This is a genomic window from Stieleria varia, assembly GCF_038443385.1.
Classification (GTDB): domain Bacteria; phylum Planctomycetota; class Planctomycetia; order Pirellulales; family Pirellulaceae; genus Stieleria; species Stieleria varia.
Genome location: NZ_CP151726.1, coordinates 7,345,722 through 7,360,245, shown reverse-complemented (window position 1 = coordinate 7,360,245; position 14,524 = coordinate 7,345,722). Strand labels below are relative to the sequence as shown.

The window sequence follows — 14,524 nt, the reverse complement described above, 5'->3', positions numbered from 1 at the left end:
TTGCCCTGGGGCGTCAAAACGTTGGTCTTGACATGCAACTTCAATCGGGCGGTTTTGTTCCTCCCTTTGGAAGATACGCCGAAGGCGTTTAACAACATAGCCCAGGGTAAGGTTCCCGCGAGTGTAACGAGTGGGACCGCCACCCTGGGTTGAAAATGCGATCGACTCTCACCTCCTTCCCGCTCCGATTTTGGCGGCTTCGCCGCCAAAATCGGAGCGGGAGGGAGGTACTGGTGGGGACGTTATCTGTACCCAGGGTTCAAGCCGTCATTCGCCAAGGCGAATGACGGCTTTAACCCTGGGCTATGCTGTTAAACGCCTTCGGCGTAGGGAGAAAAGTTGCGCATGCCAATTCCCGTACAACCCCAAATTTTGAACAGCCCAGTCTTGCCCCCATCGAGCATCTATTTCTGTACGTAAAACCCGTGGCCTAGACGGCCAGCGGCTCAGGGCGTTTGACACCACCGAACGTTTGGTGACACGACCGTGCTAGTATTCTGGACTGTCAGAATGCTTCACAGCGTTGTCATACACGGTGAGCCCGTCGAGGCTTTGTTGCGGCGGTCTCGTCAGCAGGCTGACGAGATAGCCGACGACCACACAGATGGTGATGCCGCAACTGGTGAACAGATAACCGTTGACGATTTGAAAATGCCACAGTGCGATCATCGAGGTCGCACCTGTGATCGCACCAATCAACGCCCCCGCTGCGTTGCCGCGTCGAGTCAACGCGCCCAAAACAAACAGTCCGCCCAGGACGCCCATGAACATGCCGATCACTTGGATGAAGGTATCAAATAGCGATTTGATGCTCGGGTCGACAAAAACCAACCCCAGCAATGTTCCCAAGACGCCAATCATGACGGTCAGCACACGAGCGGCGATCAAATAGCCGCGATCCGATTTGAACCACTCCAGCGGTTCCAGAAAGTCGGTGACCACCGTCGTTGCGGTCGAGTTCATGCTGGTCGAAACGGTCGACTGCGCCGCCGAAAAAATCCCAGCGACGATCAAGCCCGCGATGCCGATCGGCATCTCCGTCGCAATGAACAGGGGAAAGATTTGATCGGTCGTGATTCCCGGATCAAGACGCTCGGGATGCGATTGATAAAACGCGTAAAGGCCGGTGCCGATACCGAAGAACAGGATAGTTGCAGGAATCGCCAAGAACGCATTGAGCCAGATCGATCGTGCCGCCAGCCGTTGATCGGCGGTGGTCATGTAACGCTGCACGACGGCTTGATCGGACGTGTAGGATGAAATGTTTTGGCCGATCGCGCCGACGACCACGACCCACAACGCCAACTGAGCACTTCGTGGATCGACATGCCAGTTGGCGATGTTGAACTTGTCTCCCGATGAGCCCGATTGGATCCAACCGGTCAATCCTCCATCGGTTCCATTGATCAACAGGGCTGCCGCCAAAACTGCGCCGCCCAGCAGCACAAACGTTTGCACCGTGTCGGTCCAAATCACGGCTTCGATTCCACCCAACGTGCAGTACACGATGCTGAGCACTCCCATCAACAAGACCGACTGCACGGGCGTCAGCGGTGTGGCCACGGCCAGAGCGAGTCCGGTGAGCGACATGACGACCGCCATGCGAAAGAGATGAAACAGGACGAAGCTCGCGCTGCCAAACCATCGGACCGATCGGTTGAAACGCAGTTCCAAGTATTCGTAGGCGCTGGTCACATCAATGCGTCGAAAAAACGGCAGGGCAACATACACCGCAACGATCGCGACCACGGGGATCGTGAAGTTCCCGATTGAGTAAACCCAATCCTGAGCGAACGATTTGGACGGGATCCCAGTGAAGGTCAGTGAGCTCAGCATGGTGGCAAAGATGCTGCATCCGGCAGCCCACCACGGGATCCGTTTGCCGCCGCGAAAATAGTCGTCGGTGTTCCGATTGCGTTTGGTGAAATACACACCGATGCCAACCATCGCGGCCAAGTATCCGAATAGCACACCGTAATTGATCACGCCAAAACCATGTTGGTGATCTTGAATGATCAACGTCAACAATCTTGGTGAACGTACACGTGGTCGAATTTCTCCGCTCGGGATAACGATCCGACCGGCAAACTTGACCGCCACCGTGGTGACGTGATTGGCCGGCATCTCGCCTGCCGATGCCCACCGATCAGTGATCGTGTGATAGGCTAACGCTTCTCTGGGAAAGCCAGGATGCTGGTCTCGCAACTCAGCGCCAAACAACGATCCATCATCGCCGCCGAGCACGAGGGCATGACTCTGGCCGACCGCCACGCTCGTGCCCGCCATGACGCAGCGTGGCGTGTCTGATCGTGCTCTCCAGGCCCCCGTGTTCGGATTGAATTCCCAGCAATCTGTTAGAAACTCCGTCCGATCACCATCGGGGCGTCTGCCGCTAATCACGTAGACGCAGTCGGTGTAGCCGTTGTGCTGGGCAACGGTCAAATTGAATGCCCGCGACTTGCCCGGCCAAGGTGTCTGCACTCGCCACTGAAAGGCGTCAGTATTACCGCGTTGAGATAGATCCAATGACCAGAAATTGTTCATGCATGAATCAGGCTGATTGCTGCTCTGGCCACCGGCGACATAGACGACCGATCCCACGCGAGTTGCGCTGGCAAAAGCGCAGGGTGTGGGGAGCGATGGAAAGAGAACCGTCGTCACGGATTCTGTCTGCGGATTCCACTGCAACAAGAACACATCGTCAAACGCTCGGTCGGCATCGTTGCCGCCGATGCACAGCACACCGTCGGCGGTGGAAACGGACGCGCCGTACGCCGTGGGCCGTTCCAACTGCCCGCCGGGTTTCCAGACGAACTCGTCTCCTTGTCGAACGAGCACATCGATTCGGTCATGCCAAACCTTATCGCTTTCCCAAGTCGGCGCGGGAAAATTTGCGCCTCCCGCGACGATCAAAGCGTCGTTGTGCACACCGGCAAACGGACCTGCAACGCCGATCGAATCCGGCAGCGTGGGCAACTCACCCCATGCCAAGGACTTGGCCAGCGGAGTTTCTGCCCGAACTGGGGAGACGAAATTGCACAGGAGCACGATGACGCTGAGCACGATGACGCTTAGCGCGCCGGCGCGGGTCGCTTGGGGCGAGAGGGTCGCTTGGGTCATGACACGGTCTGCCGTTTGCGAGATCTAGAGAACGACGCCATTGATGGAAAAGAAATCAATGGCTTGTAAGTCTTCCATCAGCCGGTTGGTGTCGCCTGGTGAAAGTCGCTTTTGCGGCAACCGACACGGACCACATTCAATCCCCAGCATCCCCAAGACTTCCTTCATCGCCGGGTGAAAAGGAAACTGATAGATGGTGCGAATCATCTGAACGCTGCGCAGCTGGTGTTGGCGCGCGGCATTCATGTCACCACGCGTGAACGCGTCGATGATCTGACGATACAACGGCGCCGCGATGTTGTACGTGCTGCCGATTGCCGCATTTGCACCCGTGGCCAACGCACCGAGCAGCATTTCGTCACATCCCCAAACGATGTCAAAACGCCCGTCATCGATCGTCAAACATTCCAGAAACTCATGCAGCTTTGTATCGGTGTACTTCAGGCCGACCATGTTTCCGATCCGATCGCCCCCACGACGCATGAAATCAACAATGTCGAGCGACGACCCGGTCAGGGATGGAATGTGGTAGTAGTAGAACGGCGTGTCGGGCGCCGCAGAGGCCAAGTCGGCCATGCAATCCACCAACGTGGGAACGTCGGACACCTTGAAGTAAGACGGGCAAGTCGCCGAGACGGCATCCGCACCGACTTCGGCAGCGTGTTGGGCCAAGTCACGTGCGTCGGCAAGACTGTTGTGGCCGACTTGCACGATTACTGGAACGCGTCGATTGACGGCCTGCATGAACGCACCGGTGACCTGTTTTCGTTCACCGGTCGACAACGACATGCCTTCGCCTGTGCTGCCACAGACATACATGCCGGTCACACCGCTGCCGAGCAAGTGATCGACCAGCGGAGGGATTTGATCCAGATTCAAATCGCCATTTGTCTTCAAAGGTGTGTAGGTGGCGGCAATCAAGCCGCTGAGTCGTTCATGTTGCATCGGTGGGCTTTACTCATTGATTCATTTCTTGCCGTAATGGGATTCGCCAGAATTCCTGACTGCACCCGTCTGACGCCCCAACTCTCATCCCATCTTTTCCTGAGTTCCACTCTCACTCAGAACTCAAGAGCCTAGTCGATTTGCGTGGCGATCTGTTCGATCTGGTCCAGCATGCCCACAAATTCTTTCGGACCCGTCATCGGATTGGTGACGGTGCATCGTAGCCATGTTTGGCCATGCAGTTTGGTCTGGACGAGGTAGTACTCGCCGCGATGGATGATCCGCTGACGCAGTCGGTTGTTCCAGTCATTCAGGTCGATTGCCGAACGATGTCGATGCCGAAAGCAGACGATGTTGCATTGCGGCTGGACCGCCAGTTCAAAGGCGGGGCGTCGCTGGATCTCGCGGACCAACTCGCCGGTCATGGCCATCAGTCGGTCGACGTTGGCGGCCAGCAAGCCAGGGCCGCCACCGGCCAGCACCGTGTAGAACTTGACCGCCATCATTGTTTTGGTGCATTCAAACGTTCTCTGTGCCAGATCGTCCCAGTTGGCGTCATTCGACTCGGCGAACAAGTAATCCGCCTGCTGGCAAAAAGTACGAAAACCATCCAGCCCGCGACGGAACAACACTGCGGAGGCCAGCACGGGGGTCATCAGCATTTTGTGAAAGTCGATGACAACACTGTCGGCGTGTTCGATCCCCGCCAGCTTTCCTTTGTGCACGTCCGAGAACGCGAGCGCAGCGCCGTGGGCACCGTCCACGTGAAACCACAAGTCATGATGGCGGCAAAACGAGGCGATCGCGTTCAAGTCATCAAATGCGCCCGTGGAGGTTCCGCATGCGCTGCCGACCACGCCGATGACTGTGATGCCACGACCGGTGGCTTGCTGATACAGCTCGGGCAATTGATCCGTAGACATGCTGAATCGGTCGTTGCAGGGCACTGTGATGATGCCTGATTCCCCCCAGCCCATGATGCCCGCCGCACGCCTCACGCAATAGTGCGATTGCTCGGAAACCATGATGGCCAGTTGGCCGCTGGTACCGGATTTCCAAACATCGGTCGGACTCTTGACGCTGCGGGCACACAGCAAAGCCGTCAGATTGCCCAAGGTGCCTCCCGATGTCATCACACCGGCGGCTGTCTCCGGCAAGTCCAATCGCTGAGCGACTTGATCCATGATCCAGCGTTCCATCGCGACTCCAGCCATGCCCATTTCATAGACACCGGAACCGTTGTTGACGAAGTCCGTTAGGAATCCGGCGAGGATCGCGTCGGGAATCGGAGTGCAGATCTGGTGTCCGATGAAACGAGGGTCGCTGATGCGGACACTGCGTTGCAGAACAGTGCGAGCGATGTCCATGATCGACGGTGCTTGGGTCGCCAAATCTCGCCAGAACGCTTCGCTCTGCTGCGGTGTCTGCCAAGGCAGCGATTGAGATTGCGTCGCGGACAGATTGGCGGCCAGTTCGTCGGCCAACAGATCCACCAGTTGATGTGCGGACGCGCGAAACCGCTCGGGATCGTACGCATGAGTGAGAATCGGATCCGGAGGCATCAGCGTTGCTTCGGCGTGGCATCCGTGCTGGTGCCTGTTTTCGCACCGGAATTGGCTGGTTGGCCGTTTTGCGGAGGCAGCTTCTCGTCTCGGTCGTAGCTACTGTCGGTCGGCCCGTTGACGGCTTGACCAATCGCGTAGGCCAGACGCCCGATCATGGAAAAGTACACAAAGATCGCTGCGACGCCGAGGAAGATCGTTGCGACGAGTCCGCCAGTGGACGTGGCGGCAAAGAGGGCAAAAAAGAAAACGCCGCCGAACAACATCGCAGAGGAAAAGTAAAGTCCTCCCCAGGCTTCGCTGCATTGGGTTGCGCTGCGTGCCACCTCGGGCGAGAACGGTGTAAAGATGCTCTGCATGTCCAACATCGACAGGATCAAAAACGGAAACGCGATGTAGACGCAGAACATGGTAAACCCGAGTGAAATCATCGGCGGGGCACCAAACAGCTTGCACACGACGAACGGTGGCGCGGCAGCCATTGCGGTTGCCATCACGACCACCATCAGTTGCTCGAACCAGGCCGGCGGATCCATCGTTGGCCAATCCGTCACCGATTCCAGTTGGTTTGCGACCGCTTGCATGATCGCAAAACCGCAAGAGATCACCAGGACACCAAACAGGACCGACCAGATCATCACACCAAGGTACAGTGGAGTGGATTCTTGGGCATACGCAAACGCCGCCGGTCCGGCGAGCAGGGAGGACAGGATGATCCAGTGCAGGATCACACCGGAATCCTTGAAGATGCCGAAGACGCCCGCCAACCAACGTCCGACGCTCGGAACGTCCATGTCCAAACTCTGCTTCGGCTTCGTTTCCTTGTCCCGTTCCGCAGCGGCTTGCGCGAGCAGCTCGTTGGCGTTTTTTTGGTACGGATCCGTCGGCTTGTTTTCCGTGGCCGGAGCCTGCAAGGCGAACGAGTATCCTTCATCGGGCGAGGGTACGGACTGCACCGGTTTGACCTTGGGCGGCTGCGGAACTTTAACCAAGCTGTGGCAATCGCCGCATTTGATCTGTTTGCCCGCTTGCCGCGCTTTGGCATACATCAAAGATCCGCAGATCGGACACTTCAGACGGAACTCTTGATTGGGGTCCATCGCAACGGCAGCAGAACCGGCGTTGTTGCCAGCCGTTGATGGCACTTGGACGGGTGGCAAATCACCGAACAAGTCATCGTCGCTGGAACCATCGCCCGATCCGCTGGCAGAACCATCTATCTGCGACGTGTCGAACGAGGGAAAGTTCGATGACGCCTCGTTGATGCCCGGCAGGTTTGTGCCCAGAGTCGGCGAGGGGACGGTGTCGGTGGATTGCAAGAAATCATCATCCAGCATTCCCAGCGATCCGAGGGCAGCAAGGTCACCCTCAGAGAAGCCGGCGTTCGAAGTCGGCGGCTTGCCCGATCCGCTTGGACCGCCCGGCGAGACCGGCTGCAGGGTCAGCGGGGCATCGTCATCAGGCAGATCGTCGTCCAATAAATCGTCATCGGACAGCGTGTGGACATCGTCTGACGTCGCGCCGCCGTCGATGGGCCCTGAGGGGGAGGGTCCCGACGCGGACGAGCGCGAGGGGGATGTCAGCGGTGCAGGAGGTTTCGGGTCGTCCAGCGTCAGCCAATCGTCTTCGTCGTCGCCCGCTCTGGTCGACGGGGCGAGGCTGCCGGGCGCGACAAACTGTTTGCCGCATCGCGGGCAGGCGACACGTTGGCCGCTGTGCTGAGGGCCCACGGTGACATTGGCGTTGCACTGTGGGCAGTGGAGCGATTGGGGCATGCTGGTGGAAACCTATGGATCACCGGTGAGCGCCGGACGGTTTGGCGCGGGGGGGCTTGTTGAAGATCAATTCCATCAACAGCCCGTTCTGAGCCTAGTGCGAAGATCGCGAGTTGAGCTTTGATACCAGCACGAAGCGCAAGCGAGTGATTTACGGCGTCTTGTTCACTCGCTTGCGCGTCGTGCTGGTATTTGCATCCTTTCCAATCAAGGTCAATTCAAAATCGCAACACTAGTTGTCCATGACTTCGGCTTCGCGAGCCTTGGCCATCTCCGATGCTTGTGCTTCGTATTTCTTGGTCAACTCTTGGACTTCGTCCTTCAATTTATCGCGATCGTCTTCGGACAGCTCCTTGTCTTTTTCGAGCTGATCGGCGTGCTTGTTGGCATCGCGACGGATGTTTCGAATCGAGATCTTGGCGTCTTCCACCAAGTCTTTGATCCGCGACACCATTTTCTTTCGGACGTCGGTCGACAGCGGCGGGACGTTGAGTCGAATGATGCGGCCGTCGTTTTGCGGATTCAGACCCAAGTCGCTTGCCACGATGGCTTTCTCGATATCCTTGATCGTCCCGGCGTCGTAGGGGCGAATGACGATCTGTTGCGGCTCGGGGGTCCCGATCGATGCGACTTGTTTCAACGGCGTGGTCGAACCATACGCTTCGACTTTCAGTGAATCGACCAAGCCGGGGGTGGCCCGTCCGGTGCGAATGCCCGAAAGCTGGTTTCCCAAAACGGAGATCGCCTTTTCCATGCGTTCTTCCGCATCCATCAATGTTTCTTCGGCCGACATGTTCATGCATCCTTGGGGTCGAGGTTCAGGAATGGGTTAAGCGGTTTACGCCATGTAGTTTATCGTAAATTATTGGGGTGATGCTTCGGCGCTGATGCATGTCCCCACATTTTCGCCGGAAACGGCTTTCACGATCGTTCCGTCTCGCTTGAAGTTGAACACCACGATCGGCTTGCCGTGTTCTTGGCACAACGCGATGGCGGTTGCGTCCATCACCCGCAGTTTCTTCTCGGTGACTTGATCGTACGTCAGTGTTTCATAGAGCACGGCATGTGGGTTCTTTTCGGGATCATCGCTATAGACCCCGTCCACGCGGGTGGCTTTCAGGACGACGTCGGCGTCCAGTTCCAGGGCTCGCTGAGCGGCTGCGGTGTCGGTCGTGACGAACGGATTGCCGATCCCGGCGGCCAAGATCACGATCCGCCCTTTGTTGAGATGACGCAGGGCTCGGCGACGGATGAAGGTCTCCGCGATCTTTTCCATCGGGACGGCGGACATCACGCGAGTGGACAGCCCGAGCGTCTCCAGCGAGTCTTGCATGGCCAGGGAATTGATGACGGTGGCCAACATCCCCATGTAGTGCGCAGTCGCTTCTTGGACCAAGGCATTGCTGCCAGAGAAACTTGCCCCACGGAGAATGTTGCCGCCGCCGATGACGATCGCGATTTGGCATCCGGATTCGTGCGCCAGTTTGATTTGGCGAGCAATGTCGCCCATTTCTTGGCTGCTGAGCCCGCGGCCGCCGGCATCAGCCAAGCTCTCTCCGCTGAGTTTCAGGACAACACGTTTGTAGCGGAGTTCTGAGCTGGCATTGGATTTGGCGTCTGAGGGTGAAGACATGGGCAGCGTGGTTTCGATGAAGGCATGGCGTAAATATCAAACGATATCATACGAAAAAACCTCGCTGATCCGATACGGGACCAGCGAGGTTGAATATGAAAATACGTTTGCAGCGGATGCTATGGTCATCGATCGGACCAATCGTGACCCAATGACGCCCGCTCAGGCAAACGCTCAGGCGTCCGCGTTCTCACCGATCACCCAGTGGTGATAGGCTTTGACGGTCATACCGTGGCTCTTGGCGTACTCTTCCACGCTCTGTTTGTCGTCTTTAACGAACGGTTGAGCCAGCAGACAACGTTCGGCAAAGTAGCTTCGCATACGTCCTTCGACCATCTTTTCGACGATGTTCTCCGGCTTGCCTTCGGCCAACGCGGCCTTGGTCAACACGCCACGTTCTTTTTCGACCGTTTCGGCGTCCAAGCTATCGGCGTCCAACGCATCGGGTTTCATCGCAGCGATGTGCATCGAGACGTCTTTGGCTGCGGCATCGTTGCCACCTTCGATCTCGACCAACACGCCGGCGGTGGTGGCGGAGTGGTGCAAGTAACCTCCGGTGGCGCCTTCCACGCGGATCATGCGTCCGACGTTAAAGACTTCACGGATCTTGTTGAACAAGTCGTCTTTTTGCTGACCCAGGGTCGTGCCGCTCTTGGAGGGCGATGGTTGAGCAAGCAGTTCCGCTGCCGTCGACGCACCGGGACCGGTCGCCAACTGCTCTGCCAAGTCGCTGGCCAGTTGCAGGAACTCGTCGTTGGTGGTGACCGGTGCGCTTTCGCACAACAGTTCGACCATCGCGCCTGTGTTCTTGTCCGTTCCGATGTACATGCCGAAGATGCCGAACGCGGTTTCGCGATCGCTTCGCTTGTCCATCAACTGCTGCCCACGTTCGCGGAGCAGCTCGAACGCTTTGTCCTGGTCTCCGCCGGCTTCTTGCAGTGCGCTTTTGCAGTCCATCATGGGCAAGCCGGTACGCTCACGAAATGCCTTGACCGCTGCTGCGGTGATTTCGGCCATCTTGGGTGTCTCCAAATGAAATGACAGGAAGTGTTTGGTGGGGAGGCGATCGACGGTGAGCCTCACCGATTGATTCTGTACGCAGCCTTTCCAGGCTGGGAGTTGCGGCTTGCAGAGGTCAGCCTGGAAAGGCTGACCTACAACTGGCTCTGGCTTAACCTTCGGCTTGAGCCGCTTCTGCTTCGGCCGGTGCGGCTTCGGCGACGGGTTCTGCCGCAGGAGCCTCGGCGACGTCTTCGCCATCAGCTTGCTGCTGCATCGTGACTTGCCCCTTGCCTTTGATCACCGCGTCAGCCAAGTGACGCATGATCAGCTCGATGCTGCGAATCCCATCGTCGTTGCCTGGAATCGGCAGATCGATCAACGAAGGATCGCTGTCGGTATCGATCAAGCCGACCGTCGCGATTCCGAGCCGTTTGGCTTCGCGGACCGCATTGCGTTCCTTGCCGGGGTCGACGATGAACAAACACTCGGGCAAACGGTTCATGCTACGCAGACCGTTCAAGTTGCGGTACATCTTGCGGTACTCGCGGTTGAGTGCCGACTGCATCTTTTTGCTGTAGTTGTCGATCGCATCGCTGCCACGGATCGACTCGAGTTCTTCCAAGCGAGTCAGACGACTGCGAATGGTTCGGAAATTGGTCAGCGTTCCGCCCAACCAACGCTCGCTGACAAAGGGCATGCCGCAACGCAGTGCTTGTGCTTCGACTGCTTCGCCGGCTTGACGTTTGGTGCCGACGAACAGGATCAAGCTACCGCCGGCGGCGACTTGGCTCAGGTACTTTTGTGCTCGCAACATTCCGCGGAGCGTTTCGCGGATGTTCAGAATGTGGATCTGATTCTTAGCACCGAAGATGTACGGACGCATCTTCGGGTTCCACAGGCTGGTACGGTGACCGAAGTGCACGCCGGCTTCGATCATTTCTTGGACGATTGGATTCGCCATGTCTGAACTCTTTCTTTGGTTGTGATCACGACGGGCTTCGAGAAACGCAGTTCCTGTTTCCAGGACCAGGTTTCCAGGACATTGAGACACCTTGCGGTATCCGCTCGTCCTTCATCCCAACAGTAGTGATCGGTTTGTGAAAAAAAATGGATGCAAGCCGCACCAGAGAGGTTCGGCCATTGCAGCGGGACTCAATCGGTCCCATGGGTCCCTGCTGATCGATCCGCGAACAAATCCGCGAACAAATCTGCCGAGAAGGCATTTCTGCCGTCTTTCAGGGAGCGAGAGGGTACCGGAATAAGCGTTGATCGGCAAGAGAGCCAGGGCAGAAGAAAGGATTTCGCGAGGAACCAATTTTCGGGCCCATTCCGCCCTGGCGAGAATCGACGGATTTTGGCTAAAGCCAAGCTGACTGATGTCGCATTTCTCTCATCTTTCCTGTCTCGTCTCTTCTCTACCAGGAATCGCAAATGTTACGAACCGTTCTCGCTTTCTTCGGCTTCCCCGGCAGCGTTTTTCGTCAAATCGCCCCACCCCAAACGATCGCTGCCTCACCCCCCGGTGCACCATGGGCAACTCCCGATGGTGTCGAACCCGAGCCGCCAGCCCGCAAGGCCGCGTTGAAACAGGACGCTGCTCTACGGCCCCCCGTGCCTCAGCGAAACCGGCAAGACGCCCAACGCTCAGGATCGCCCTTGATTCAGCCCAATCACCGGCAACGCTTGCTCAGCATGAAGCTGGAGCATTTGAATTTTTGCGGCCGCGCCCGCTGCCGAACGCTCGCCGAACACGGAATCTTGACCGCTGGCGACCTGGTTTTTGCAACGCCGGATGCCTTACGGGTCGCCGTCGGCAGCGGCCCAAGAGCTCGACGCTGGATCAAAATGCACCGCCGCGCGATTCGATTGGCTGTCGGAGTCCCCGGACTGATGCCCCGCGACGCCTTGCTGTTGGTCCGCGTTCACCGAAATAGCCTCAACGGCTTGGCGCGAGAATCCGCCGGCGGACTCTGTCGAGATTTTCAGCGTTTTGCCGAAACAACCGCGGGACGACGCTGGCTGGCCGGTCGCCGCCTGCCCAGCGTTCGCAAAACTCGAACGTGGATCGAGTCCGCCAAGACCGTCGTGGGCGGAAATCGAGCAGCGACCAAGGTGCGTCCCAGGGCGACGCAGTCGGAGTCCAGCCTGTCACGATCTGGCCTGTCACGATCTGGCCTGTCACGATCTGGCCTGTCAGTTGGTGTGGCGATGACCTTTTAGCTAGCTGTCCTCGTTCCCTGCCACCTCCCTCAAGGAACTTGGGGGAGGTCGAGCAGAGCCCTTTAGGCGAATGCGAGGGAGCGGGCCTGTCTGCGCAAGTCAACGATTGGGAATGGCAAAACGCTTGGCGGGGCACGCTATCGACTTGGAAAGTCGAGCGACGATCGTCGTCCGACTTTCCAAGTCGAAAACGAACACCACCATCCGATCAAACACGTACCAAACGCCGCGATCGGCGACGCGTGAGCGGCCGGGTCTTGCACGCATCGAGCATCCATTTGAACGCGTAGAACCCGTGGCCTGACGGCGAGTGGTTCAGGACGAATGACACCACCGAACGACTGATACCACGCCATTAGTGTGTGGGACGCTCTCTATCGTGCCGGCGGCCGATGAAACATCCAGGCAAAGGCAAACGTCAGGCCGACTTGCGACGATCGGGTCAGCGGATAACTATACTGAGGTCACTCGGTCCTCCCATTTGCTTCATCACAACCCGATCGCTTTGCATGTCCGTCGCGCTTTTTGTTCCCTGCTACATCGATCAACTTTACCCCGACGTGGCGATCGCGACCCTGGAACTGCTGGAACGCTTGGGAGTCGACGTGGTCTACCCGTCGGGCCAGACATGCTGCGGTCAGCCGATGGCCAACACGGGTTGCAACGACGAAACGGCACCGGTGGCCCGACGTTTGGTCGAACTTTTCGCCCCCTACGACAGCATCGTGTGCCCCTCCGGTTCTTGCACGGCAATGGTCCGCGGACATTACGCCCAATACTTTGAGCCCGATGACGAAACGTTTCAGCATGTTCGAGACAACACGTTTGAGTTGTGCGAATTCCTGCACGACAAGCTCCACGTGCAGCAACTCGATGTCCATTTCCCCCATCGTGTTTCTCTGCACCAAAGCTGCCACGGTTTGAGAGAGCTTCGTTTAGGGCAGTCAAGCGAATCCATGACTCCACGCGAAAACAAAGTCCGCAAGATTTTGGAGTTGGTCCACGACATCCAGTGGGTCGAACCACAACGCCCCGACGACTGCTGCGGCTTCGGCGGAACATTCGCGGTCAATGAAGCCGACGTGTCCGCGGAAATGGGCCGCGCCAGAATCACCGATCACGTGTCCGCGGGCAGCGAAGTCCTGGCCTCCGCCGACATGAGTTGCCTGATGCACTTGCAAGGTCTGATCCGCCGCGAGAAACGTCCGATCCGCGTCATGCATGTCGCGCAAATCTTGGTCGGTCGTCCGTTATGATTGAGCTGTTCACCTGAGAAATCCCGTCTGTGAAACTCTGCCCAAGAAACCCTACACGAAAAGAACCATCGATGACTTCATTGACGCTCAACCGCCGGAATCTCCTGGCTACCGGTATCGGTATGGCATCCCTCGCAGCGTTGCCCGCTTTGTCCACCGCGGCGGATCCGATCCAGCGTTCAGGTGACCCACGATTTCGTCTCGGGTTGGCGGCCTACTCGTTGCGAGATTACTTCTCGTACATGAAAGGCAAACCACGACAGCCGAAGACAGATGGCAAGCCAATCGACATGATTGGTTTCCTTGACTACTGCGTCCAACAGGATTTCGAAGCGGCGGAATTGACAAGCTATTTCTTTCCGCCCGATGCCGATGACGCTTACTTTCTGGAGCTCAAGCGACAAGCGTTTCTGCGCGGTGTGACCATTTCCGGCACCGCGATCGGGAACAACTTCACGATCGGTGCCGGTGAGAAACTAGACGCTCAAATCGCAGCCGCCATCCAATGGATCGACAACGCCGCAGTCATGGGCGCGCCCCACATCCGGTTCTTTGCCGGCACAGGCAAAGAATTGGAGGAGCATCCCGAGCGGATGGACGAAGCCGTGGCGGCGATGCGCAAGTGCGCCGAGCACGCCGCTCGTCGCGGTGTCTTTCTCGGAGTGGAAAATCACGGCAATCTGAGACCTGGACAACTGCTGGAAATTGTTCAACGCATCGATAGCCCCTGGGTCGGCATCAATTTGGACACTGGCAACTTCATCAGCGACGATCCCTACGGCGATCTCAAGCAATGCGTCGGCTATGCGGTGAATGTCCAAGTGAAGGTGAGCATGAAATCGCCGGAGGGAAAGAAGTATCCCGCCGACATGAACCGCATCGCAAACCTGCTGAAGGAAAGCGGATACCAGGGTTTCGTGATCTTGGAATACGAAGACGAAAAACCCTACGAAGCGATCCCCGAGGCATTCAAGTCCATGCGAGAGGCACTCGCCTCACCTGTTTGACCCG

General features: G+C 57.7%; 12 protein-coding genes. 3 read left to right on the top strand and 9 right to left on the bottom strand.

What is annotated here, in order from left to right; genetic code table 11:
- Positions 1–489: 489 nt before the first annotated feature.
- The 8 genes from Pla52nx_RS24715 to rpsB all read right to left on the bottom strand — a co-directional run bounded on the left by Pla52nx_RS24715 (position 490) and on the right by rpsB (position 10,998).
- Positions 490–3,120, bottom strand: a complete 2,631-nt coding sequence (locus Pla52nx_RS24715; RefSeq protein ID WP_146522925.1) for a sodium:solute symporter family transporter — start codon at positions 3,118–3,120, stop codon at positions 490–492.
- Between the two features lie 24 nt (positions 3,121–3,144).
- Positions 3,145–4,065, bottom strand: coding sequence for a dihydrodipicolinate synthase family protein (locus Pla52nx_RS24710; protein ID WP_146522926.1), 921 nt, complete (start codon positions 4,063–4,065; stop codon positions 3,145–3,147).
- A 131-nt stretch (positions 4,066–4,196) separates the two neighbouring features.
- Positions 4,197–5,627: a pyridoxal phosphate-dependent decarboxylase family protein gene (locus tag Pla52nx_RS24705; protein ID WP_146522927.1), complete on the bottom strand. Its 1,431-nt coding sequence runs from the start codon at positions 5,625–5,627 to the stop codon at positions 4,197–4,199.
- Positions 5,627–7,402 carry a zinc-ribbon domain-containing protein gene (locus tag Pla52nx_RS24700; RefSeq protein WP_146522928.1) on the bottom strand — a complete coding sequence of 592 codons (1,776 nt, stop codon included), beginning with the start codon at positions 7,400–7,402 and terminating at the stop codon, positions 5,627–5,629. Before Pla52nx_RS24700 ends, Pla52nx_RS24705 begins: the two co-directional genes overlap by 1 nt.
- A gap of 232 nt (positions 7,403–7,634) precedes the next feature.
- The gene (gene frr / locus Pla52nx_RS24695) at positions 7,635–8,195 is read right to left on the bottom strand and encodes a ribosome recycling factor (protein ID WP_146522929.1); all 561 of its coding nucleotides are present in this window, start codon (positions 8,193–8,195) and stop codon (positions 7,635–7,637) included.
- Positions 8,196–8,264: 69 nt separating this feature from the next.
- A complete protein-coding gene (pyrH, locus tag Pla52nx_RS24690; protein WP_146522930.1) occupies positions 8,265–9,035 on the bottom strand; it encodes a UMP kinase in 771 nt (256 codons plus the stop codon).
- A 174-nt stretch (positions 9,036–9,209) separates the two neighbouring features.
- A complete protein-coding gene (gene tsf, locus Pla52nx_RS24685; RefSeq protein ID WP_146522931.1) occupies positions 9,210–10,052 on the bottom strand; it encodes a translation elongation factor Ts in 843 nt (280 codons plus the stop codon).
- Positions 10,053–10,206: 154 nt separating this feature from the next.
- Positions 10,207–10,998, bottom strand: coding sequence for a 30S ribosomal protein S2 (rpsB, locus tag Pla52nx_RS24680; protein ID WP_146522932.1), 792 nt, complete (start codon positions 10,996–10,998; stop codon positions 10,207–10,209).
- Positions 10,999–11,468: 470 nt separating this feature from the next.
- Here rpsB and Pla52nx_RS24675 point away from each other — a divergent pair, with 470 nt between their 5' ends.
- On the top strand, positions 11,469–12,257 hold the full coding sequence (locus Pla52nx_RS24675; protein WP_146522933.1) for a DUF4332 domain-containing protein: 789 nt from the start codon (positions 11,469–11,471) through the stop codon (positions 12,255–12,257).
- Between the two features lie 99 nt (positions 12,258–12,356).
- On the opposite strand, the gene Pla52nx_RS24670 is transcribed toward Pla52nx_RS24675, so the two are convergent.
- A complete protein-coding gene (locus Pla52nx_RS24670) occupies positions 12,357–12,524 on the bottom strand; it encodes a hypothetical protein (RefSeq protein WP_197455022.1) in 168 nt (55 codons plus the stop codon).
- Between the two features lie 242 nt (positions 12,525–12,766).
- Between Pla52nx_RS24670 and Pla52nx_RS24665 the strand changes: the two genes are divergently transcribed.
- Together Pla52nx_RS24665 and Pla52nx_RS24660 are read left to right on the top strand one after the other, a co-directional pair.
- The gene (locus Pla52nx_RS24665) at positions 12,767–13,513 is read left to right on the top strand and encodes a (Fe-S)-binding protein (RefSeq protein WP_146522934.1); all 747 of its coding nucleotides are present in this window, start codon (positions 12,767–12,769) and stop codon (positions 13,511–13,513) included.
- Positions 13,514–13,584: 71 nt separating this feature from the next.
- The gene (locus Pla52nx_RS24660; RefSeq protein WP_231742602.1) at positions 13,585–14,520 is read left to right on the top strand and encodes a sugar phosphate isomerase/epimerase family protein; all 936 of its coding nucleotides are present in this window, start codon (positions 13,585–13,587) and stop codon (positions 14,518–14,520) included.
- Positions 14,521–14,524: the final 4 nt, after the last annotated feature.

What these genes read in the sequence shown, in the direction of transcription:
- Pla52nx_RS24715 (WP_146522925.1), bottom strand. Translation starts at nt 3,120, where the DNA reads ATGACCCAAGCGACCCTCTCGCCCCAAGCGACCCGCGCCGGCGCGCTA.
- Pla52nx_RS24710 (WP_146522926.1), bottom strand. Translation starts at nt 4,065, where the DNA reads ATGCAACATGAACGACTCAGCGGCTTGATTGCCGCCACCTACACACCT.
- Pla52nx_RS24705 (WP_146522927.1), bottom strand. Translation starts at nt 5,627, where the DNA reads ATGCCTCCGGATCCGATTCTCACTCATGCGTACGATCCCGAGCGGTTT.
- Pla52nx_RS24700 (WP_146522928.1), bottom strand. Translation starts at nt 7,402, where the DNA reads ATGCCCCAATCGCTCCACTGCCCACAGTGCAACGCCAATGTCACCGTG.
- frr (WP_146522929.1), bottom strand. Translation starts at nt 8,195, where the DNA reads ATGTCGGCCGAAGAAACATTGATGGATGCGGAAGAACGCATGGAAAAG.
- pyrH (WP_146522930.1), bottom strand. Translation starts at nt 9,035, where the DNA reads ATGTCTTCACCCTCAGACGCCAAATCCAATGCCAGCTCAGAACTCCGC.
- tsf (WP_146522931.1), bottom strand. Translation starts at nt 10,052, where the DNA reads ATGGCCGAAATCACCGCAGCAGCGGTCAAGGCATTTCGTGAGCGTACC.
- rpsB (WP_146522932.1), bottom strand. Translation starts at nt 10,998, where the DNA reads ATGGCGAATCCAATCGTCCAAGAAATGATCGAAGCCGGCGTGCACTTC.
- Pla52nx_RS24675 (WP_146522933.1), top strand. Translation starts at nt 11,469, where the DNA reads ATGTTACGAACCGTTCTCGCTTTCTTCGGCTTCCCCGGCAGCGTTTTT.
- Pla52nx_RS24670 (WP_197455022.1), bottom strand. Translation starts at nt 12,524, where the DNA reads ATGCGTGCAAGACCCGGCCGCTCACGCGTCGCCGATCGCGGCGTTTGG.
- Pla52nx_RS24665 (WP_146522934.1), top strand. Translation starts at nt 12,767, where the DNA reads ATGTCCGTCGCGCTTTTTGTTCCCTGCTACATCGATCAACTTTACCCC.
- Pla52nx_RS24660 (WP_231742602.1), top strand. Translation starts at nt 13,585, where the DNA reads ATGACTTCATTGACGCTCAACCGCCGGAATCTCCTGGCTACCGGTATC.